General features: G+C 71.6%; 17 protein-coding genes. 7 read left to right on the top strand and 10 right to left on the bottom strand.

The features are described 5' to 3' along the window. Positions 1-106: 106 nt before the first annotated feature. Both ACH4TV_RS19650 and ACH4TV_RS19645 read left to right on the top strand, forming a co-directional pair. A complete protein-coding gene (locus ACH4TV_RS19650; RefSeq protein ID WP_398399632.1) occupies positions 107-994 on the top strand; it encodes an RNA polymerase sigma-70 factor in 888 nt (295 codons plus the stop codon). A gap of 96 nt (positions 995-1,090) precedes the next feature. Further along, positions 1,091-1,864 (top strand): SDR family oxidoreductase, encoded by a 774-nt coding sequence (locus ACH4TV_RS19645; protein ID WP_398399630.1) that lies wholly within the window; start codon positions 1,091-1,093, stop codon positions 1,862-1,864. Between the two features lie 29 nt (positions 1,865-1,893). Here the strand turns inward: ACH4TV_RS19645 and ACH4TV_RS19640 are convergent, their stop codons facing one another. Then, positions 1,894-3,084 carry an ROK family transcriptional regulator gene (locus ACH4TV_RS19640; RefSeq protein ID WP_398399628.1) on the bottom strand — a complete coding sequence of 397 codons (1,191 nt, stop codon included), beginning with the start codon at positions 3,082-3,084 and terminating at the stop codon, positions 1,894-1,896. Between the two features lie 151 nt (positions 3,085-3,235). On the opposite strand from ACH4TV_RS19640, the gene ACH4TV_RS19635 reads away from it, so the two are divergent. Then, on the top strand, positions 3,236-4,447 hold the full coding sequence (locus tag ACH4TV_RS19635) for an MFS transporter (protein ID WP_398399625.1): 1,212 nt from the start codon (positions 3,236-3,238) through the stop codon (positions 4,445-4,447). A gap of 20 nt (positions 4,448-4,467) precedes the next feature. Here the strand turns inward: ACH4TV_RS19635 and ACH4TV_RS19630 are convergent, their stop codons facing one another. After that, positions 4,468-5,610 (bottom strand): glycoside hydrolase family 6 protein, encoded by a 1,143-nt coding sequence (locus tag ACH4TV_RS19630; RefSeq protein ID WP_398399788.1) that lies wholly within the window; start codon positions 5,608-5,610, stop codon positions 4,468-4,470. Between the two features lie 175 nt (positions 5,611-5,785). Between ACH4TV_RS19630 and ACH4TV_RS19625 the strand changes: the two genes are divergently transcribed. Then, positions 5,786-6,460 carry a DUF5995 family protein gene (locus ACH4TV_RS19625; RefSeq protein ID WP_398399623.1) on the top strand — a complete coding sequence of 225 codons (675 nt, stop codon included), beginning with the start codon at positions 5,786-5,788 and terminating at the stop codon, positions 6,458-6,460. Positions 6,461-6,588: 128 nt separating this feature from the next. After that, the gene (locus ACH4TV_RS19620; RefSeq protein WP_398399621.1) at positions 6,589-7,518 is read left to right on the top strand and encodes an LLM class F420-dependent oxidoreductase; all 930 of its coding nucleotides are present in this window, start codon (positions 6,589-6,591) and stop codon (positions 7,516-7,518) included. A gap of 214 nt (positions 7,519-7,732) precedes the next feature. On the opposite strand, the gene ACH4TV_RS19615 is transcribed toward ACH4TV_RS19620, so the two are convergent. From ACH4TV_RS19615 to ACH4TV_RS19585, 7 genes are all read right to left on the bottom strand, one after another. Then, entirely contained in the window at positions 7,733-9,430 is a 1,698-nt protein-coding gene (locus tag ACH4TV_RS19615) for a flavin monoamine oxidase family protein (protein ID WP_398399619.1), read from the bottom strand. Positions 9,431-9,486: 56 nt separating this feature from the next. Then, positions 9,487-10,275 carry a carbon-nitrogen hydrolase family protein gene (locus tag ACH4TV_RS19610; protein ID WP_398399617.1) on the bottom strand — a complete coding sequence of 263 codons (789 nt, stop codon included), beginning with the start codon at positions 10,273-10,275 and terminating at the stop codon, positions 9,487-9,489. A 290-nt stretch (positions 10,276-10,565) separates the two neighbouring features. Next, positions 10,566-12,023 (bottom strand): HAD-IA family hydrolase, encoded by a 1,458-nt coding sequence (locus ACH4TV_RS19605; protein ID WP_398399786.1) that lies wholly within the window; start codon positions 12,021-12,023, stop codon positions 10,566-10,568. A gap of 110 nt (positions 12,024-12,133) precedes the next feature. After that, positions 12,134-13,192: an ABC transporter ATP-binding protein gene (locus ACH4TV_RS19600; RefSeq protein WP_398399615.1), complete on the bottom strand. Its 1,059-nt coding sequence runs from the start codon at positions 13,190-13,192 to the stop codon at positions 12,134-12,136. Positions 13,193-13,197: 5 nt separating this feature from the next. Next, positions 13,198-14,013 carry an ABC transporter permease gene (locus ACH4TV_RS19595; RefSeq protein WP_398399613.1) on the bottom strand — a complete coding sequence of 272 codons (816 nt, stop codon included), beginning with the start codon at positions 14,011-14,013 and terminating at the stop codon, positions 13,198-13,200. Continuing rightward, positions 14,001-14,897 (bottom strand): ABC transporter permease, encoded by an 897-nt coding sequence (locus tag ACH4TV_RS19590; RefSeq protein ID WP_398399611.1) that lies wholly within the window; start codon positions 14,895-14,897, stop codon positions 14,001-14,003. Before ACH4TV_RS19590 ends, ACH4TV_RS19595 begins: the two co-directional genes overlap by 13 nt. After that, positions 14,894-16,051 carry an ABC transporter substrate-binding protein gene (locus ACH4TV_RS19585; protein ID WP_398399609.1) on the bottom strand — a complete coding sequence of 386 codons (1,158 nt, stop codon included), beginning with the start codon at positions 16,049-16,051 and terminating at the stop codon, positions 14,894-14,896. The genes ACH4TV_RS19590 and ACH4TV_RS19585 overlap by 4 nt, the downstream gene beginning before the upstream one ends. A 229-nt stretch (positions 16,052-16,280) precedes the next feature. Between ACH4TV_RS19585 and ACH4TV_RS19580 the strand changes: the two genes are divergently transcribed. Then, positions 16,281-17,021 (top strand): GntR family transcriptional regulator, encoded by a 741-nt coding sequence (locus ACH4TV_RS19580; RefSeq protein WP_398399607.1) that lies wholly within the window; start codon positions 16,281-16,283, stop codon positions 17,019-17,021. A 130-nt stretch (positions 17,022-17,151) separates the two neighbouring features. On the opposite strand, the gene ACH4TV_RS19575 is transcribed toward ACH4TV_RS19580, so the two are convergent. Continuing rightward, complete coding sequence (locus ACH4TV_RS19575) at positions 17,152-17,604, bottom strand: Lrp/AsnC family transcriptional regulator (protein ID WP_398399605.1); 453 nt, start codon at positions 17,602-17,604, stop codon at positions 17,152-17,154. Between the two features lie 266 nt (positions 17,605-17,870). Between ACH4TV_RS19575 and ACH4TV_RS19570 the strand changes: the two genes are divergently transcribed. Beyond that, positions 17,871-20,654, top strand: a complete 2,784-nt coding sequence (locus ACH4TV_RS19570; RefSeq protein ID WP_398399604.1) for a helix-turn-helix transcriptional regulator — start codon at positions 17,871-17,873, stop codon at positions 20,652-20,654. The last annotated feature ends 38 nt before the right edge of the window (positions 20,655-20,692 follow it).

Genomic DNA, 20,692 nt, shown 5'->3' with positions numbered 1-20,692 from the left:
TGACCGTCATGGTCCAGACCTCTTAGCGTCGGAGCCGGACCGGCGGCGGTGACGACGGCCCTTGCCCGCCGCCGGTCCCTCGGCGCGCTCTGGCAGGGTGGGAGGCGTGACCATCGCGCCCGCCGACGAGTTCGAGTCCCACCGCGCCCGGCTGTTCGGCCTGGCCTACCGCATGCTCGGCTCCGCCGAGGAGGCCGAGGACACCGTCCAGGACGCGTATCTCCGCTTCAGCGGCGCCGACCGTACGGCCATCGAGATGCCCGGCGCCTGGCTCGCCAAGGTCGTCACCAACCTCTGCCTCACCCGGCTGACCTCCGCTCGTGCCCGCCGCGAGCGCTATGTCGGCCCCTGGCTGCCGGAGCCGGTGCTCACCTCGGACGGCATGCTCGGCCCCCTGGAGTCGGCCGAGCAGCGCGACGCCGTGTCGTTCGCCCTGCTGGTCCTGCTGGAGCGGCTCACCCCGACCGAACGGGCCGTGTACGTGCTCCGGGAGGCCTTCGCGTACGGCCACCGTGAGATCGCGGACGCGCTGGACCTGACGGAGGCCAACTGCCGTCAGCTGTACCGGCGGGCGGTACGGCGGGTCGGCGAGCCGGAGACCCGCTTCGAACCGGAGCCCGAACGCCGGGCGGAGCTGGTCACCTCGTTCCTGACGGCGGCCCGCGACGGCGATCTGGCCGGCCTGGAGAAGCTGCTCGCGGCGGACGTGACCTGGTACAGCGACGGCGGCGGCAAGGTCACCGCGGCCCGCCGTCCGATCGACGGCCGCGACAAGGTGCTCCGCTTCCTGGCCGGCGCCCTCGACGGCTTGGCCCGGGGCATCGACCTCACGACGGCCGAGATCAACGGCGCGACCGCGGTGGCCGCGTGGGCGGACGGCACACTGCTCACCGTCCTCTCCTTCGAGCTGCGGGACGGCCTGGTCACGGGCGCGCGGGCGGTGGTGAACCCGGACAAGCTGGTGTTCGTACGCCGCCAGCTCACTCCTCCGTGACCGCAGGCGATGTCACATTCGCGCGGGCTGTGCGGTCCCCGTTGACGTAGGGCGTGCCAGGAGGGCGCGGCCGACTCCCGAAGGGACCGAAACGGCATGACCACGATCCTGGTGACCGGCGGCACCGGCACCCTCGGCCGGCTCGTCACCGAACGGCTGCGCGCGGACGGCCGTACGGTACGGGTGCTCAGCCGGCGCACCCAGCCGTACGCCGTCGATCTGCGCGAGGGCGGCGCGGTGCTGGATGCGGCCGTGTCCGGGGCGGACACGATCGTGCACTGCGCGAGCAGCCCGCGCGGCGACGAACAGGCGGCCCGCAACCTGATCGCGGCGGCACGCCGGGCGGGTGTGCCGCACCTGGTCTACATCTCGATCGTCGGTGTGGACGTCGTCCCGTTGCGCTACTACCGGGCCAAGCTCGCCGTCGAGAAGCTGATCGAGGAGTCGGGGCTGCCCCGGACGGTGCTGCGGACGACCCAGTTCCACGATCTGGTCGCCCAACTGCTGGGCGGGCTCGCCAGGTTGCCGGTGATGCCGGTGCCGGCCGGGATGAGCGACCAGCCCATCGAGGTCGCCGAGGTCGCCGACCGGCTGGCCGAGCTGGCGACGGGCGCTCCGGCGGGACGCGTCGAGGACATGGGCGGGCCGGAGGTGCGGACGTTCCCCGAGCTGGCCCGGGCGTATCTGCGGGCGAGCGGAAAACGGCGTCCGGTGCTGGGCGTACGGCTCGCGGGGCGCGCGTACCGGGCGTTCAGGAGCGGCGGGCACCTCACTCCGGGGCGGGCCGTGGGGAAGGGGACGTTCGAGGAGTATCTGGCGGCGCGGTTCGGCGGCCGGGGGAGGTCCGCCGGGACGGCGGAGCAGCGCTGAGCCGCTCGGACATCCGGCTCCCCACCCCCCTACCTGGCCGACGGCCCGAACAACTCCTCCTGGGCGTCCTCCCGTGCCATGAGCAACGCGCCGCGCAGTACCGCTCCGCCGCCCAGCGTGCTCGCGCGCACCTCCGCCGGGAGGGGTGACATCCGGGCCAGCCGCTCCTCGACGCGCGCGGCGAGTACGTCACCGCCCGCCCGCCCGATCTCGCCGCCCAGGACCACGCACCCCGGGTCGAGGACGGCGACGACGGACGCGGCGGCGATGACGACACGGTCGGCGAGGGTGTCGAGGAAGCGGGCGTGGGCCGGGGTGCCGGGGGTCGCCACGGCGGTCCGGACCAGCGCCGCCGCGTGGGGCTCGTGGGCGTCGGCGTCGGCCACCAGGCCGTGCGTGTCCGCCAGTTCGGTGATCGCCACCGCTCCGGCGAGCGAGTGGAAGCCGCCCTCGCAGTCGGTCGCCGACGGCAGCTGGGCCGTGCCCGGCACCGGCAGGAAGCCGATCTCGCCGGTGCCGCCGGAGGCCCCCCGGCGCAGGGTGCCGTCGAGGACCACGGCCGCGCCGGTGCCGTGGCCGAGCCACAGCAGCACGAACGTGTCCCGGTCGCGGGCGGCGCCGTCGCGCTGTTCGGCGAGGGCGGCGAGGTTGGTCTCGTTCTCGACGATCACGCGGGCCTCGGGAAGCCGTTCCTGGAGCGCGGCGACCAGCGTGCGGTGCCACTGGGGCAGGCCCGTGGAGTCCCGGAGTTCGCCGGTCGCCGGGTCGATCAGGCCGGGGGCGCCGATCCCGACCGTGTACAGCTGCTCGACCCCGGCCTCCTTGGCGGCCCGCTCGACGAGGGCGACCGCCTGTTCCACCGCGGGACCGGTGCCGGTGTCGTCCCCGATGGGCACGGACGCCTCGGTGAGCACCTCGCCGAGCAGGTCGGCGACGACGACGGAGACGCCTTCGGTACGGACGTCGAGGGCGGCCAGGTGCGCGAGGCCGGCGACGATCCCGTACACCTTCGCGTTCGGTCCGCGCCGCTGCTCGCCCGACTCCCCCACGACGGTGACCAGTCCGGCGGCGGTGAGGCGTTCGACGAGGTCGGCGACGGACGGGCGGGACAGGCCGGTGAGCTGTTTCAGCCGTCCGGCCGTCAACGGGCCTTCCTGCTGGAGCAGACGCAGGGCGAGCCGGTCGTTGATGGCCCGGGCGGTGCTCGGGGATGCGGGCATGCCGAGATCCTTCCAGATCGGCGGGGCCGTTCCCGGTGCGGACGGCCGATATCTCGCTATCTATCAGGCAGGCTTCCTGATAGTTTACGGCAGCGCGCGACGGAAGCCTCCGTGACGCAAGCGCGGGAGCCGACCGGGGAGGGGCCGCAGAATGGGTGCAGTGCTGTACGACCGACACGAGGTGAAGCGCGCCCGGTACGCCGTGGCCGCGGTCTTCGCCGTGCACGGCGCCGTCACCGGCTCGTTCGCGACCCGCGTGCCCTGGATCCAGGACCACGCCGGGGTCAGCGCCGGCCAGCTGGGGCTGGCGCTCGCGTTCCCCGCGCTCGGCGCGTCCCTCGCGATGCCGCTCGCGGGCCGCATCACGCACCGCTTCGGCGCCCGCGCCGCCCTGCGCGGCCTGATCTCGCTCTGGACCCTGGCCCTGGTCCTGCCGGCCCTCTCGCCGAACCTGCCCACCCTCTGCCTGGCCCTGTTCGTCTACGGCGCCACGGCGGGCATGGGGGACGTGGCGATGAACGCGCTGGGCGTCGAGATCGAGAACCGGCTGGGCAAGTCGATCATGTCCGGCCTGCACGGCATGTGGAGCGCGGGCGCCCTGATCGGCGCGGCAGGCGGCACGCTCGCGGCGCACCTGGGCTCGGACGCACGTGTCCACCACGCGCTGGCTTCGGTGACGCTCACGCTCATCGGCGCGTACGTCTGCCGCTGGGTGTTCGATCTACAGCCCACCGAGGACGAGGAGGCGCCCCCGAGGTTCGCGCTGCCGCCCAAGTCGGCGCTGCTGATCGGCGCGGTCGGCTTCTGCGCGGTGTTCGCGGAGGGTGCGAGCCTGGACTGGTCGGCGGTGTACCTGCGGGACGAGCTGGGCACCTCGGACGGTCTCGCGGCGGCTTCCACGACCGGCTTCATGCTGACCATGGCGCTGGCGCGGCTCGTCGGCGACGCGGTCGTGAACCGCTTCGGCTCGGTGCGTACGGTCCGCATGGGCGGCGTCCTCGCCGTGTTCGGCGGTCTGCTCATCGTCGTCGCGGAGCATCCCGCCACGGCGATGGCGGGCTTCGCGCTGCTCGGTCTGGGCATCGCCGTGGTCGTCCCGCTGTGCTTCGCGGCGGCGGGCCGCAGCGGGCCCAACCCCAGTCAGGCCATCGCGGGCGTCGCGACCATCACGTACACCTCGGGCCTCGTCGCACCGAGCGCGATCGGCACGTTGGCCCAGGCCACGAGTCTGGTGGTGTCGTTCGGGCTGGTCACGGTGCTGTCGTGCGGGCTCGCCGGGTTCGCGGGCGTGCTGCGCACCGCCGACCGGGAGCGCCCGAAGGTCGGGACGCCGAGCGAAGCGGTTCCCGGCCCGAGGCCCTGAACCGATCGCCGTGGGTGGACTCAGCGCGCCAGCTCGAAGGCGTACGACGGGGTGAACGTGCCGGGTGTGCCCTTGCAGCCGTCCGACTCCCCCGGCAGCTTGACCCACAGATAGGCGTCGATCCGCGCCTCGCCCGTGGCGGTGGTCGGCGCCTGTCCGAGTTTCCGCCCGTCCGGGTCGCACCACTCGCCGTCGGCCGGGGCGCCGTTGCCGTTGCGGCTGGTGTCGATCACGGCACCGAGACCGGCGGGGCCGCCGAGGGCGTCGAGGATCTGCCGGACGTACGCGACCTCGTCGGCCGTGCGGTGGAAGTTGGAGACGTTGCTGAAGACGCCGTCGGAGGACTCGGCCGAGGCGGCGCCCGCCTGGCGGAGCTGGTCCGCCTGCTTGGCGGGGGCGTTCCAGCCGGAGTGGCCCGCGTCGTAGTAGACGCGGGCGTCGGGGTTCGCGGCCTTGAGGACGCGGCCCGCGCGGGCCAGTGAGGCGAAGCGGGCGGTGCGGGCGCCGGTCGACAGACAGTCGGACAGGGCGATCGAGTCGGGCTCCAGGATCACGATGACCTCGCCGGAGCCGAGGCCCGCCGCGAACGCGTCGATCCAGCCGTCGTACGCCCCGAGGTCGGGTGCGCCGCCCTGGGACGCCCCGCCGCAGTCGCGGTCCGGTACGGCGTACGGCACCAGCACCGGGACCCGGCCGGCGTCCGCCGCGCCCGCGGTGACGGCGCGGACGCGGGAGGCGATCGTCGACGGGGTGAAGTCGGCGAACCAGACCGCTGCCGGGCGGTCGGCTATCTCCGCCTCGATGACCGGGCGGCGCGGATCGTCACGGTGGTCGCGGACCCAGTCGAGAACCTGGGACTCGGGGTGCCGGTAGAGGCTGACGGACGCGGGCTGCTGCTTCTTCTCCGGCTCCGTCGCCGTCTTCGTGGGCGAGGCGGAGGGCGTGCGGCTCGATTTCCTCGCCTCCGTCGTACGGGCGGACGGGGAGGGCGACGTCGAGGCGCTCGGCGTGGGCGAGGCCGACGGCACGGCCGGCAGCGGGGCGAGCAGGGGCGAGCTGGTCACCTCGGGTCTGGCCTCGTCGGAACCACCGCCGTTGTCGAGCCCGGAGAGCAGCCCCGTGGCGGTGCCCACGGCGACCACGACCGAGGCCGCGGCGACCATGACGGAACGCCGGGCGGCGCGCCTTCGTTCGGCCCGGCGCGAGGCCAGTCGCTGGGCGCGCAAGCCTGACACGTACGGTTCCCCCTCCTGTGCCGCGGTGGGCGCGTTCCCCCGTTCTGGGGAAGCGTCCGGCCCGGCGGCACGTCCGCCAGCCTAGGACTGGGACCCTGCCCTCATGGTGCAATGGGAACAGTTCACCACTCCTGTCGACCAGGTCGTCTCGCGGATGCGTGCGCTGGAGGCACACCTGCCGCCGCGTGACGGGCTGGCGGTCTTCAACCGCGTCTACCTCGCCGTCACGGAGGCCGTCGACCACCGTCTGGAGCGCGGGGTGTTCCCCGATCCGCAGGCGGCGATCACCCTGGACGTGCGGTTCGCCGAGCTGTATCTGCGGGTCGCCGAGGAAGACCACGCCCCCTCCTGTTGGCGCCCGCTCCTCCAGTTCCGCCACCATCCCGGCGTACGGCCGTTGCAGTTCGCGCTCGCGGGCATCAATGCGCACATCGGACACGATCTGGCGCTCGCCGTCGTGGACGCCTGTCGTACGCTCGACTGCGAACCGGCCGACCTGGAGGACGAGTTCGAGCACGTGGGCGATCTACTCGTCTCGCTGGAGGAGCGCATCCGCGAAGAGCTGATGCCGGGCCCCGACCTTCTCCAGATCGCCGACCCGCTCACCCATCTGCTCGGCTCGTGGAGCATGGACCGGGCTCGGGCGGCCACCTGGTCGGCGGCCCGCGCGCTGTGGGCGCTGCGCCGACTGCCCGATGTCGCCGAGGAATTCACCGATCGCCTCGACGCGGCGGTCGGCTTCGCGAGCCGCATGCTTCTCACACCGCTGCCGGACTGATCCGGCCACTCCTGCCCGGGACCTCCGCCATGCCTGTATGAACGTTGTACGTTCGAAGGCGAAAGCGCGTCTCGCGATTCTCGCGATGTCCTGCGATCTCTTGCGATCTCTTGCGAAGGAGCACGAGCATGGCTGTCCGCCTGGGTCTGGGTCTTCCTCAAACACGCCAGTACGACATCGGACGGGACGTGCCGGACGTGGCGCGCACGGCCGAGGCCATCGGCTACGAGAGTCTGTGGGTGTTCGAACGCGCCCTGTTCCCGGAGCCCGCGACCCAGGGCCTGTACGGCATGGAGGGCGTCCCCTGGCCCGACTCGTACCGCGGTCTCGCCGAGCCGCTGGTGACGCTGACGTTAGCCGCCGCGGCCACCGAGCGCGCCCGCCTCGGCACCAGCGTGCTGGTCGCCCCGCTGCACGGCCCCTTCCAACTGGCCCGCATGCTCGGCACGTTGGACGCGGCGAGCGGCGGCCGGGTGGTGGCGGGCCTCGGCACGGGCTGGTCCCTCGACGAGTACGCCGCCGCCGGGGTGGCGCCGTTCGCGGAGCGCGGCCAGGTGCTGGACGAGGTCCTCGACGTGTGCCGGGCGGTCTGGGGTCCGGACCCGGTGCAGTACGAGGGCCGCCTGACGAAGATCGCGTCGGCGGTGGTCGCCCCCAAGCCCGCCCGGCCGATCCCGGTCTTCCTGCCCGCCTTCAGCAAGAAGTCCCTGACCCGGCTCGTCGAACGCGGCGACGGCTGGAACCCGATCGCCATGGGCGTCGAGCAACTCGCCGCCCAGTGGCAGCAGGTGAAGGACGCCGCCGCGGAGAAGGGCCGCACGAGGCCCATCGAGACGGCGGTGCGGGTGAACGTCACGTACACGGCGAAGGCGTACGACGGCGCCGACCGCCAGCCCTTCCAGGGCAGCATCGACCAGATCGTGACGGACCTCGCCGCCCACGCCGAGATCGGCCTCGACGAGTTCTTCCTCGACTTCGGCGACGCCCCGCGGGACGCCGCCGAACTCAAGGACCTGGCCGCCGAGTTGTACACGGCGGCCCGGACGGCCGGTATCTGATCGGTCCGGACAGGGCCTAGGGCGCTTCTGATGGATCTCCGTGGGAGAAGGAGCGGCGTTCGGTGCGTGCGCTCGGCGTGCGGTGTGAAGGGACATGTGGCGGAGCCACCTGTCCCTTTGCGCCGTGCGGCGAGTGGGGGCACCTCCCACGCCCTTAAGGCAGTGGGGGAGCGTGCCGGGCGTCGCGACGCCGCGGAGATCCATCAGAAGCGCCCTAGTCCTCGGGGAGTTCGACGGGCGCGATCTCGTCGTACACGTCCCCGGGGCCGGGGTTCGTCGGGTCGGTCGCCCCGCCGAAGTGGTGCATGACGCCCCAGACCGCGTTCAGCGCGGTCTGGATCGCACCCTCGGCCCAGCCCGCCGTCCAGGAGATGTCGTCACCGGCAAGGAAGACGCCCCGTTTGTCGGCGGGCAGCCGGTCCTGCATGAAGTGCGTGAACAGGCGCCGCTGGTAACGGTAGTGACCGGGCAGGTTCGCCTTGAACGCACCCATGAAGTAGGGCTCGTTCTCCCAGGAGACGGTGACCGGGTTGCCGATGACATGCCGCCGAATGTCGACCTTCGGATAGATCTCGCCGAGCGACTTCAGCATGACCTCCATCCGCTCGTTCGCGGACAGCGGCAGCCACTTGAGGCTGTCGTCGCACCAGGTGTACGAGAGACAGATGACGGCGGGCTTGTCCGGGCCGTCGTCGAGGAGGTAGGTCCCGCGTGTCATACGGTCGGTGAGGGTCATCGACATGACGTCCCGGCCCGTGTGCTCGTCCTTGTCGAGCCAGAACGGCCGGTCCACGGGCACGAAGAGCTTGCTGGACTCCATGTAGTGGGTCCGCTCGATGGCCGTCCAGTGGTCGATCGGGAAGAGCGAGTCGTCGCAGGCGATCTTCGAGAGCAGCATCCAGGACTGGGCGGTGAAGATCGCCGCCCGGTACGTGCGGATGTCGCCGTCCTCATCGGTGACGGTGATGCGGTTGCCGGCCGTGCGGTCGAGACGCGTCACGGCCGGGCGCGGTTCGCCGTTCACGTGCAGGGACGCGAGGGAGGTCCCGTACGGCCAGTGGAGGATCTTCCCCGGCTCGCGTTCCCAGAGCCGCAGGGGCAGTTGCTGTGAGCCGCCCACGATCCCCTGGTGGTGGTCGTCGGCCTCGGTGTAGACGACCCGCAGGATTTCGAGGATCGAGTTGGGGAAGTCGGTGTCCCAGCCGCCCGTCCCGAAGCCGACCTGGCCGAAGATCTCGCGGTGCCGGAAGGACTTGAAGGCCTCGGAGTCGCAGAGGAAGCCGTAGAAGGTCTGGTTGTCGAGCTTCTCGACGAGCCGCGCCCAGATCTCGCGGATGCGCGGAACGTCGCGCTCACGCAGGGCCCGGTTCATGTCGGAGAAGTCGGCGCCCTCCTCCAGGCAGTTGTTCCACGCCGCGGCGACATCCCGGTAGACCTGGGGCAGGTCGTCGACGGTCTCGGCGTAGTGCGACTCGCCCTTGAGGTCGACGACGGTCGAAGGGGTGCACGGGGCAAGGGGGTTGGGGAACGGCCGGGTCTCCAGGTCCACCAGGTCGATGTAGTGCTGGAGGGCCGTGGAGGAGGGCGGGAAGCGCATCGCGCCCATCTCGGCGGTGAGCGACGGGTCGCAGCCCTCGAACCCGACGGTCCGCAGCCGCCCGCCGATCTGATCGGCCTCGTACACGACAGGCTTGAGGCCCATCTTCATCAGCTCGTACGCGGCCACGATCCCCGAGAGCCCGCCGCCGATGACGGCGACCTCGGTGCCGTGCTCGGTGGCGGGGATCTGCCCGAGGCCGGCCGGGTGGGCGAGGAAGTCGTCGTAGGCGTACGGGAAGTCCGGCCCGAACATGGTGATCGGCGGCTGCTGCGCGTCGGCGTGCTGGACGGCGGTGGGCACCGTGGACGTCATGGGGTACGGACTCCTTGCGGGTGGAGCAGGTGAGGGAGAGAGGTGGGAGAGAAGGCTCAGACGAGGGAGCCGTAGAGGCCGGGACGGCGGTCCTGGAGATACGGGTTCGCCTCGCGGGAGGCGGCGAGGAGAACGGGGTCGACCTCGGCGAGGAGGAGTTCCTCGCCACGGCCGGCCCGGGTGCGGGCGACTCCGTCGGGTCCGGCGAGCGTGGAGAGCCCGACGAAGTCGAACTCCCCTTCCTGGCCGACCCGGTTGACGTACGCGACGTACATCTGGTTCTCGAAGGCCCGCACCGGGACGACCGACTCGGCGACGAACTGGAACGGGTGCATCTGCGCTGTCGGGACCAGGAGGAGGTCGGTGCCGGCGAGGGCGTGGGCGCGGACGTTCTCCGGGAACTCGACGTCGTAGCAGATCAGGAGACCGACCCGGAGACCGTCCAGTTCGGCCTGTACGACGGGCTGCTCGCCCGGGGTGAAGTGGTCGCGCTCGAAGCAGCCGAAGAGGTGGGTCTTGCGGTAGTTGGCGAGACGGGTGCCGTCGGCGGAGACGAGCTGTGCGGAATTGAAGACCTGGTCGCCGTCGCGCTCGGGGTAGCCGTACGCGATCGCGAGGCCGTGCCGCGAGGCGAGCTCGGCGACCGCGTCGGCGGAGTCTCCGTCGGCGGGCTCGGCGAGGTGGCCGATGCCGTCGCCGATCGCGTACCCGGTGAGGAACATCTCCGGCGCGGCCAGCAGCCCGGCGCCCGCGGCGGCGGCCCGGCCCGCGGCCTCGTCGAGCACCTTGAGGTTCTCGACGACCGAGCCGGGGTGGCCGGAGCTCTGGAGCAGGGCGGTGCGCATGCGGGGTCCTTGCCGGGGCTGAAGGGTTGGGGGCCAGGGATAGACGGTACGGGCGGCGCGATCAGCGGGACAAGGAGGAGCCGTTGCGCACCGGTGGGCGAATCGTTGCGTGAGATGCGGGCGGGGCGGCGATTCGTTGTCCTCGCCCCCGCCGCCGCAATTTTCAGCGCCGGGCCGGCACCTCCAGCCCGTCCGGCGTTTGAGGACAAGGCCCGTTCAGGGCCGACAGCGGGGGCTGGGGGCGCAGCCCCCAGGGATGGGACGGGTAGGGGCGGCGGGGGCGAAGAAACCTAGCTCAGCCCGAACGTCGTCAGGACCGCCGCATGGTCCGAGGGCCAGACGTTGTCGGCCACCTCGGGCCACACCCGCACCGCCCCGCTCACCACCACCCGGGAATCCCGCACTCGCAACCCCCGCCCGTTGTGCAGCACGAAGTCGATCCGGTCCTGCGGCTCCGCCCGCCCGCTGCCGTCCTCGTGCTCGACATGAACCGGCGACCAGGTATGACCGGGGTCCCGGACCGGATCCGGGTGCACCTCCCGGTACGAGTCCCGCAGCCCCGCCTCCGCCGCCGCCTTCGTCACCGGCCACTCCACGCCCGGCCAGTCCAGATGCGAGGGCGTATTGAAATCCCCGACGAGCACGACGGGCGTGGAGTCGTCGACGACGGACTCGGCGATCCGCCGCAGGATCTCCCGCATCTGTCCGAGCCGCCCGTTCTCGTGGGCGATCAGCTCATCCGCCCCGAGCCCGTCGAAGCGAGCCTCGTAGGGCCCGTACGGCGCGCAGTCGAGATGCGCACTCCAGACGTCCACCTCCGGCCCGCCGTCCAGCCGGATCCGTACCCCGGTCGCCCCGTAGAAGCCGACGTCCGGGTCACCGAGCCGGGCGGTGATCGGGTACCGGCTGATGACGCCGAGGTTCGGGCCGGCCCGGTGGTGGTGCCACCCCAGTGCCTCGGCCAGTTCCTGGGCGGAGGTGCCGTCCGTCTCCTGGAGGCCGACCACGTCGGCGCCCGTCTCGGCGATCACCTTGAGCTGCTTCTCCCGGTGGTCGTCGACCTTCGTGCCGCCGAGCCAGAGGTTCCAGCTCAGCACCCGGAGTTCCGGGGTGACCATGGCGCTCAGCTGCTCGACCGTGACCCCGGCCAGGCTGGTCAGTACCGTGCGGCCGGGCGCCGCCTCGATCGGCGCGAGCGACGGCACGGCGAGAACGGCGCAGCCCGCCGCCTCGGCCGAGCTGACGCCGGTCTCGGTGTCCTCGACGGCCACACAGGCGGCCGGGTCGACGCCGAGGGCGCGGCAGGCGGCGAGGTACGGGTCGGGGGCGGGCTTGGTGTGCTCGGTGTCGTCGGCGGTCACGGAGACCGCGAAGCGGCCGGCGCCCAGCGCTTGGAGCACGGTGTCGGCGACGGCCCGGGGGGAGGCGGTCACCAGGGCGGTGGGAGTGCCGGCTTGGGCGAGCGCGTCGAGCAGTTCGAGCGCGCCGGGGCGGGGCACGATGCCGGTGCGGACGCGGGCCGCGAACTCCCGGTGCAGTTCGGCGGCGAGATGTCCGGCCTCCGCGCCCGTCGCGGCGGCCAGCCAGCCGGCCGTGTGCTCGACGGGCCGGCCGAGCACCTCCGGCTGGTCCGCCTCGGTCAGGGTTCTGCCGGCGACCTGTTCCACCGCCTCCCACCACAGCCACTCGGTGTCGACGAGCGTGCCGTCCATGTCGAACAGCACGGCCTGGAGCGGGAGTCGGGGCAGGTGGGGGGTGCCGCCGTGGGTTGGTGGACGTCGGGGGATGTGGGGGGACACGTTTCTCTCTCTCACAAACTCACGAGCCCGCAAACTCACGGATCCACGGGCTCCCGGATTCACGGGCGGTTCGCGCGCTCGGCCACCAGCACCGGCCGCTCCGGCAGCGACACGTGTACGGCGGCTCCGGCGCCGAGCGTGGCGGCCTCGTGCGCGGGCAGGTCGGCCTTCGCCTCGGTGCCGTCCACGAGCCGTACGGTGATCCGGGTGACCGCGCCGAGGAACGCCGTGGCCACGACCCGCGCTTCGCCCGCCGCGTCGGCGGCGACCCGAACCGCCTCGGGCCGGACCAGCACATCGACCTCGACGGCGTCCGGCGCCTCGCCGTCGACCGGGAGCCGCTGCCCGAGCACCTCGACCGAGCCGCCGGAGAGGCGTCCCGGGATCCGGCTCATCGTGCCGACGAACTCGGCGACGAAGGCGGTGGTGGGCCGGGCGTACAACTCGGCGGGAGCGGCGCACTGTTCGAGTCGCCCGGACCGCATCACGGCGACCCGGTCGGCCATGGACAGTGCCTCCTCCTGATCGTGCGTCACGAACAGGGTGGTGATGCCGAGTTCCTGTTGCAGGCGGCGTATCTCCTCGCGCAGGTTCAGCCGCACCTTGGCGTCGAGCGCCGACAGCGGTTCGTCGAGAAGCAGCACGCGCGGGCGCAGGGCGAGCGCACGGGCGAGCGCGACGCGCTGCTGCTGGCCGCCGGAGAGCTGGTGCGGAAAGCTGGCGCCCTTGTCGGCGAGGCCCACGAGGTCGAGCAACTCGGCTGCCCGGACCCGCCGTTCGGACGTACGCACCTTGCGCATCCGCATCCCGAAGGCCACGTTGTCGAGGGCGCTGAGGTGCGGGAAGAGGCTGTACGACTGGAAGACCATCCCGGCGTCCCGGCGGTGGGCCGGGACCTGGGTGACATCCTCCCCGTCGACCAACACCTCGCCGGAGTCGGGGTGTTCGAACCCGGCGAGCATGCGCAGCGCGGTGGTCTTGCCGCAGCCGGACGGCCCGAGCAACGCGAGCAGCTCCCCCGGCCGGACGTCCAGATCGAGTCCGTCGAGGGCGACGGTCGGGCCGAACTCCCGGCGCAGGCCCCGGAATTCGACGGTGGCGGCCTTGTCGAGCGTCATGTGGTTCATCCCTTGGCGGCGGCGGTTCGGGAACGCCCGCCGAGCCCGGCGAGCGCGAGGAGGAGGGCCCAGGTGACGAGCAGGCTGAGCACGGAGACGGCGACGGACAGCTGGGCCTGCGAGCCACCGACGCTGTAGATCCACACGGCGAACGGCTGGAAGCCGAGCAACTGGGCGACCGTGAACTCGCCGAGCACCAGCGCCAGGGTCAGGAAGGAGGCGTTGAGCAGCGCCCCGCGCAGGTTGGGCAGCACGGCCGTCACCAGTGCCTGCACCGGGCTCGCACCGCAGCTGCGGGCGGCCTCGACCAGTGTGCGGACGTCGATCGCGCGCAGCCCGGCGTCCAGTGCCCGGTGGACGAAGGGCAGCGCCATCACGACGTACGCGAGGACGAGGACGACGGGGAAGTCGGGGTTCTGCATGGCGACGAAGGTCTGGAACAGGGGCGTACGGGAAAGGTGTTCGGGGCCCCACTTGAGGACGGTGGAGATCCCGGCGACGAACGCGATCGGCGGGACGACCAGTGGCAGCGAGCAGATCACCTCGACGATCGGCCGCAGCCGGGGTGCGCCGAGCCGCAGGGCGACCATCGCGGGCACCATCAGCAGCAGGACCACGGCGATGGTGGCGGCGGCCAGTTCCAGGGAGAGCACCAGGCCGGGCAGGAAGCCGTCGGCGCCGACGATCTCGCCGTACGCGTCGAAGGTGACGCCCTCGCCCGGCACATCCACGGTGAAGATCACCGATGCGGCGAGCGGGACGAGGAAGTAGACCGCGGCGCCGGCCAGGACGACCCAGCGCCACAGGTTCAGGCGAGCCATCGCGCGCTCCTCCGTTGCAGGGGCAGGTACACGGCCATGACCAGGCCGGCGATCAGGACCATGTCGAGGCTGAGGGCGAGCGCCACGTTCTCCTGGCCGACGAGCACGTTGCCGGAGATGGCGTCGGCGATCTGGAGGGTGACCAGCGGGACCGAACTGCCCACCATGGCCGCGGCGGTGGCGTACGCGGCGAAGGCGCTGCCGAAGAGCAGCACGAACCCGCCGAGCAGCGAGGGCAGCAGCACGGGCAGGGCGACGTGCTGCCAGTACTGGAAAGCGGTCGCGCCGTTGTTCTGCGCGGCCTCGCGCCACTGGGAACGCAGGCCGTCGAGCGCGGGCGTGATCGTCAGAACCATCAGCGGGATGAGGAAGTACAGGTAGACGATCACCAGTCCCCAGAAGCTGTAGAGGCTCCAGCCCTTGTCCGCCAGCCCGAACTCCCTTGTCAGCACACCGGAGTTGCCGAGCGTGGCGACGAAGGCGAAGGCCAGCGGAACCCCGCCGAAGTTGGCGAGGACCCCGGACGCGGTGAGCACAGCCTCGCGCAGCGCCCGGAACCGGGAGCTCACCACGGCCTGGGCGAGCAGCAGTCCGAGGACGGTCGCGAGGAGCGCCGACACGGCGGACAGCTTGACGCTGCCGATCAGGGCGGTGAGATACGCGCCCTGGAGGGAGTCGGCAAGGTTGGCCGTGGTGTACGAAGTGGCGCCGGTGGCCTGGTCCTTGACGGTGAAGGCGCCGTTCAGCATGGCCAGCGCGGGAACCCCGAAGGCGACCGCGACGAAGGCGAGCAGCGGCAGTACGGCGAGCCAGCCGGGGGCGCGGCGCCGCCGCTTCACGGAAGCGGCGGGCGTCACGTCGACCCGGGTGAGGGTGGCGGTCATCCGGAGACGGCCTTGCCCCAGCCCTCGGCCAGCACGGTCTTGGCCTTGCTCTGCTGGGCCTCGGTCGGGAAGGAGGGCGTACCGGAGACCTCGGGCAGCTTGGCGGCGGCGGTCTTGTCGAGCGTGCCGGCCTTCTCCATGGCGGTCATCAGGGCCGGCCGGGCGTATCCCTTGAGCCAGAGGTTCTGTCCCTCGGCGCTGTACAGGTACTCCTGCCACAGCCGGGCGGCGGCCGGGTGCGGGGCGTCCTTGTTGATGGCCTGGGAGTAGAACTGGGAGAACTCGCCGTCGCTGGGCACGGCCACCGTCCAGTCGACGCCCTTGGACGTGAACTCGTCGGCGTACCCGGCGTTGAGGTAGTCCCAGTCGATGCTGATCGGCGTCTCGCCCTTCTCGACGGTGGCCGGACTCGACTCGACGGGCGTGTAGTTGCCGTTCTTCTTCAGCTTGGCGAAGAAGTCGAGGCCGGGCTGGATGTCGTCGAAGGAACCGCCACTGGCGAGGGAGGCCGCCCACACGCCGCCGAAGGCCGAACCGGACTTGGTGGGGTTGCCGTTGAGGGCGACCTGGCCCTTGTACTGGGGCTTCAGCAGGTCGGCGAAGGAGGTGGGGCAGGTCTTGACCCGCTTGGCGTCGCACCCGATGGATATGTAGCCGCCGTAGTCGTTGAACCACCGCCCCTCAGGGTCCTTCTGCCCCTCGGGAATGTCAGCGAAGGAAGCGACCTTGTAGGGCGCGAGCAGCCCCTGCTGGGCAGCGCTCAGAGCAAACGAACTGCCCAGGTCGAGAACGTCGGGAGTCCGGTCCTGCCCCTTGCGGGAGGTGACGGCGTTGATCTCGTCCTGGCTCGACCCGTCGGGGTTCTCGACCTCGATCTTGATGCCGTACTTCTTCTGGAAACCGTCGATCAGAGCGCCGTAGTTGGCCCAGTCCCGGGGCAGCGCGATGGCGTGCAGCGTGCCCTCCTTCTTGGCGGCGGCGACCAGTTGGGCCATGCCGCCGAAGTCGGCCGCGGAGGTCGCGGTGGCGGCACTCCTGCCGCCCGCGGTGGTCGACGTGTCGTCGGGGGCCGCGCCACAGGCGCTCAGGGCGAGTGCGGCGACGACGGCGAGGGCGCCGCCGCGGACGGCTGTTCTCGGCAGGGACACGGTCACGGTCTCTCCAGGGGTGCGCACGAGGGGTGAGGTGGTGCGGAGAACTTGGTAGTGCGGAGAACTTGTCTGAACAAGTTGGCCTCAGTACGACTTCCGCTGGTATCGCGCTCGTAAACACTGGCGAAACGCTGACCCCTGATTTCCTGCACATTCACATCAGGCGTCAACGGATTGTGGATGTCGATTAGGCTGGTCACGCTGTGCACAGAGACGGACCCGGAGGGGGAGCATGAAGGCACGCCACGAAGAGATCGCCGACGAGCTGCGCCGGGCGATCGACCGCGAGCAGTACACGGTCGGCAGCCGCCTGCCCCCGGAGACGGAACTCGCCACCCACTACGGCGTGGCCCGCGGCACGGTCCGCCAGGCGGTGGCGGCCCTGACCGCCGAGGGCCTGATCGGCTCCCGCCAGGGCGCCCGCCGGGTGGTCCTGGCCAGCCGCCGCAGCCAGACCTTCGAGGAACTGCGCAGCTTCGCCCAGTGGGCCCGCGCGATGGGCCGCGAGGCGACGGGCCGGGTGGTCCACCAGGAGTACCGCCCCGCCACGGCAGAGGACGCGATGCGCCTCCAACTCCGCGAGAAGACCCCGGTGTTGCACGTCCTGCGCGTACGAGGCCTGGACGGCGAACCGGTCCTCCTGGAACGCACGGTCTACGCCGACTGGATCGCCCCGTCCGTCGAACCCATCGAACCGGACTGCCCCTCGGTCACCCAACGCCTCTTCGAGGACATGGGCCTGGTCTTCGCATACGGCGAACACGTCATCGACGCGGTGGCAGCAGGCGCCCAGGACGCCGAACTCCTCGACGTCCGCCGCACCAGCCCCCTCCTACGGGTCCGCCGGGTCACCACGACGAGGGAGGGCCGCCCGGTCGAATGGTCCGACGACCGCTACCGCGGCGACGCGGTGAGCTTCAGCGTCTTCAACTCCATCGGCAACAACGCCCTGGCGAGGAAAACAGCGGAGTAAGGGTGGCTTGCTGAGGAACGCCGGCGAAAAGCGCCCGATAGGGGCGCGGGGCTGTGTATATCTGCGGCTCCGCAGCGGGGCGCGACAAGCCACAGCGGACCCGCACCCGCGAACGAATCCGCAGCCACACCTACGTAGGCGACCCGGAAGAAAACCGCCGCAGCAACGGCGACAGCACCAACACGGACTTCGTCCGCTCCACAAACGGCTCCCCCGCGATCCGCTCCAACACCCGCTCGAAGTGCCGCATATCAGAGGCGAACACCTGCACCACCGCATCCGCCTCCCCCGTCACGGTGGACGCGGCCACCACCTCCTGATACCGCTCCAGCCCCCGCTGAATCGTCTCCGGCGACGTGTTCCGCCGACAGTAGATCTCGACGAACCCCTCGGTCTCCCACCCCAGCGCCGCCGGATCCACCCGCACGGTGAACCCGGTGATCGCCCCGACCGCCCGCAACCGGTCCACGCGCCGTTTCACGGCGGGCGCCGACAGGCCGACCAGTTGCCCGATGTCCGCGTAGGAGCGGCGGGCGTCCTCGGCGAGGGCGTGCACGATGCGTTCATCGAGATCGTTCAGCACAGCGGGTTCATCACTTTTCACATGGTGCGGGCGCTTCGAATCGGGCGCGGCGGTCGCCGTAAAGGAAGTAGACCACGAGCCCGACCACGGCCGTGTCCGCGACGGAACGTGCGCCGGAGCCACTCGGTCGAGTGAAGACACCAGGGTCGGAGAACCCCCTGCCGACCGCTGCGCGTGTTGGCGTACGGATACGGCTGGACGTACGGCTGGACGTCGGAGGCCCGAGCCTGACGGGTCCTCGGCCTCGGCCGGGGAGGAGCAGGAATTTGCCGCGGCAGACACCCGAGTCGTTGTTCATGGGCAGAGCGGAAGAACTGAGGAAGCTGAGAAACCGGCTGGACGCGGCGGCCGGAGGCGCGCCCCAGGTCGTCCTCGTCGACGGTCCCCCCGGGATCGGCAAGACCTCACTGGCACGGCGCTTCCTGTCCGGTTCCGCCGCGGACTGCCGAGTCGTGAAGGCCGGCGGCGACGAACTCGAGACAGAACTCGCGTACGGACTCGTCGCCCAGCTGGTGCCGCAACTGCCCGCTGCGGCCGAGGCGTTGCGGGAGCCGGCCCTCGGCACACCGCACAGTCCCGCCGCACAGGACCCGATCGCTGTCGGCGCCCTGTTGCTCGACGCCCTGGGTCACCAGGGGCGAGCGCCGGTCGTCCTGCTGATCGACGACGTCCACTGGGCGGACACACCCTCGCTGCACGCACTCACCTTCGTGCTGCGGCGGCTGCGCCAAGACCGGGTCCTGGCGCTGCTGGTGACGCGTGACGTGAACGATCCCCGGCTCCCGCAGGGGCTGCACCGCATCCTCCACGACGAGGCCACGCTCCAGCTGACGCTGGAGGGCCTCGGCCTCCCGGACATCGTCGCGCTCCATGCGGCCCTGGGTTCGTCGGCCCTTCCCCGCCGGGCGGTCGCCCGACTGCGGGAGCACACGCACGGAAACCCGTTGCACACGAAGGCCCTCCTGCAGCAGTTTCCCGCGGACGTCCTCGACGGCAGCGCCGTCCTGCCCGCCCCTCGCAGATACGAGCGGCTGGTCACGGCGCAGCTGGCGCGGTGCGGCGCTCCGGCGCGCGACCTGGTCGAAGCCGCCAGTGTCCTCGGGATGTCGAGTCCCCTGCACCAGGCCGCCGAGGTGGGCGCCGTGCCGGACTCGCTGGGCGCGCTGGCGGAGGCGATGAGACACGAACTGCTGGAAGAGGATCCGGCCGGTGCCATGCTCAGGGTCGCCTTCCCGCATCCGTTGTTGCGGGCAGCCGTGTACCGGGGGCTGGATCCGGCCGAGCGCTCCCGTCTGCACCATCTGGCGGCCGCCCGCTCGGACGATCAGTACGCCGCGCTCCAGCACCGGGTGCACGCCGCCGTCGCGCCGGACGGGGACCTCGCCGGGGAACTCGTGCGTCTCGCGGCACGGCAGGCGGAGACAGGCGCCTGGGCGGCGGCCGCGGCGGCGTCGACGACCGCCGCCCGGCTGTCCACGCGTTCCGGCCTGCGCGAGCGCTGTCTGATCCAGGCCGTCGAGTACCGTCTGCTCGCCGGTGATGTCAGTCAGGCCGCCGAACTCGAGCCGACGATCCATGACATGCCGCCCGACGCCGAACAGCAGTACGTCCTGGGCCATCTCGCCCTCACCACGGGGCGGCTGGACGAAGCGCGCCGAAGGCTCGCCGCCTGCTGGGAGAGCGGCGACGCGACCACGGGAGCCGAAACCCTGCGCAAGGCCGCCGAGCAGTTGGCCTGGCTGTGCCTGATCCAGGGCGACGCGCCGAGCATTGTCAGCTGGGCGCGTCGCGGGCTCGATCTCCCACCGGCGAAGCGGTCGTCCTTCCTGCGTGACTCCCTGGCCATCGGGCTGGCGATCTCCGGCAACTACGACGAAGGCATGCGGTCCCTCGCCCATCTCCCGCTCTCGGGGCCTCGTACCACCCCGGAGCAGCTGGACGGTCTGCTCGCTCGGGGCATGCTCCAGCTGTGGAACGGACAGCTGTGCGAGGCCCGCCGGGATCTGGAGCAGACGTTCTCCTCGCACCGGCGCGGCGGGCTGCCGTACGCGGCTCTCGTGGCGCTGGGCTTCCTCACCGACGCCGAATACCGGGCAGGGCTGTGGGACGAGGCCGTCGCGCACGGCACTCAGGCCGTCTCGCTGGCCGAGGACACCGACCAGATATCCATCCTGGCGGTCGTCCACGCCTGTACGGCGTTCCCCCTGGCCGGCCGGGGCGACTTCGAAGCCGCCGAAGCACACGCCAGGACAGCGATGCGGCACGCCCAGGTTCTCGGTGACGTCAATGACGCCGCCTTCGCCGCGACGGCACTCGCCCTCGTGCACAGCGGCCGCGGAGACGACGAGCGCGCGGTCGCCGAGCTGACTCCGTTCCTGAGTCCGGACATCGTTCATCGCAGTGGCCTCGACGAGGTCGGGATCGTCGCCTGGCGGCCCGTTCTGGCCGAATCCCTGACCCGCCTGGGGCGCCTGGACGAGGCTCTCGACGTGCTCGTCCCGTACGAGATCCGGGCGGCCGAGCGGCGTCGTTGGCTGGAACAGGCGTCCGCAGCTCGTTGCCGGGGCCTCCTGGAGGAGGCGTACGGCGACCAGGAGGCGGCAGAGAAGGCGTTCCGGGCGGGGTTGCGCCACTGCGCGCAGGGAGAGCAGGGCGAGCGGGGAGAGCAGTGCTGGGAGGAAGCGCTGCTTCACCTCTCCTACGGCACGTTTCTGCGCCGCGTCGGCCAACGCAGGAAAGCGGTGGCCGAACTGCAGGCCGCGCACCGGACCTTCCTTCGTCTGGAGGCCGCACCCCATCTCGAACGGTGTGCCCGGGAGCTGGCGGGCTGCGGCCGCCCGGCAGCGCGCCCCGGCGCCCGTCATGCCGGGCTCACCGCGCAGGAGCTGACCGTCGCCAGGCTCGCCATGCGGGGTCTGTCGAACCGTGGCATCGCACGAGAACTGGTCCTCAGCGTCAAGACGATCGAGTACCACCTCGCCAACGCCTACGCGAAACTCGGCATCACCTCACGGACGGGGCTGTTCGGCAAGCTGGGCGGTGAGAGCTGACGCCGGGTCCCGCCGCACACCCCGGGGCTGAACCCCCG

The organism is Streptomyces sp. NPDC020898 (assembly GCF_044333925.1).
In the GTDB taxonomy this organism is placed as follows: Bacteria; Actinomycetota; Actinomycetes; order Streptomycetales; family Streptomycetaceae; genus Streptomyces.
Note: the sequence above shows the minus strand (reverse complement) of the source record. Positions and strands in the feature narration are given on the sequence as shown.

What these genes read in the sequence shown, in the direction of transcription:
- ACH4TV_RS19610 (WP_398399617.1), bottom strand. Translation starts at nt 10,275, where the DNA reads ATGCGCACCGCCCTGCTCCAGAGCTCCGGCCACCCCGGCTCGGTCGTC.
- ACH4TV_RS19615 (WP_398399619.1), bottom strand. Translation starts at nt 9,430, where the DNA reads ATGACGTCCACGGTGCCCACCGCCGTCCAGCACGCCGACGCGCAGCAG.
- ACH4TV_RS19600 (WP_398399615.1), bottom strand. Translation starts at nt 13,192, where the DNA reads ATGACGCTCGACAAGGCCGCCACCGTCGAATTCCGGGGCCTGCGCCGG.
- ACH4TV_RS19595 (WP_398399613.1), bottom strand. Translation starts at nt 14,013, where the DNA reads ATGGCTCGCCTGAACCTGTGGCGCTGGGTCGTCCTGGCCGGCGCCGCG.
- ACH4TV_RS19630 (WP_398399788.1), bottom strand. Translation starts at nt 5,610, where the DNA reads ATGGTCGCCGCGGCCTCGGTCGTGGTCGCCGTGGGCACCGCCACGGGG.
- ACH4TV_RS19645 (WP_398399630.1), top strand. Translation starts at nt 1,091, where the DNA reads ATGACCACGATCCTGGTGACCGGCGGCACCGGCACCCTCGGCCGGCTC.
- ACH4TV_RS19580 (WP_398399607.1), top strand. Translation starts at nt 16,281, where the DNA reads ATGAAGGCACGCCACGAAGAGATCGCCGACGAGCTGCGCCGGGCGATC.
- ACH4TV_RS19640 (WP_398399628.1), bottom strand. Translation starts at nt 3,084, where the DNA reads ATGCCCGCATCCCCGAGCACCGCCCGGGCCATCAACGACCGGCTCGCC.
- ACH4TV_RS19590 (WP_398399611.1), bottom strand. Translation starts at nt 14,897, where the DNA reads ATGACCGCCACCCTCACCCGGGTCGACGTGACGCCCGCCGCTTCCGTG.
- ACH4TV_RS19635 (WP_398399625.1), top strand. Translation starts at nt 3,236, where the DNA reads ATGGGTGCAGTGCTGTACGACCGACACGAGGTGAAGCGCGCCCGGTAC.
- ACH4TV_RS19625 (WP_398399623.1), top strand. Translation starts at nt 5,786, where the DNA reads ATGGTGCAATGGGAACAGTTCACCACTCCTGTCGACCAGGTCGTCTCG.
- ACH4TV_RS19620 (WP_398399621.1), top strand. Translation starts at nt 6,589, where the DNA reads ATGGCTGTCCGCCTGGGTCTGGGTCTTCCTCAAACACGCCAGTACGAC.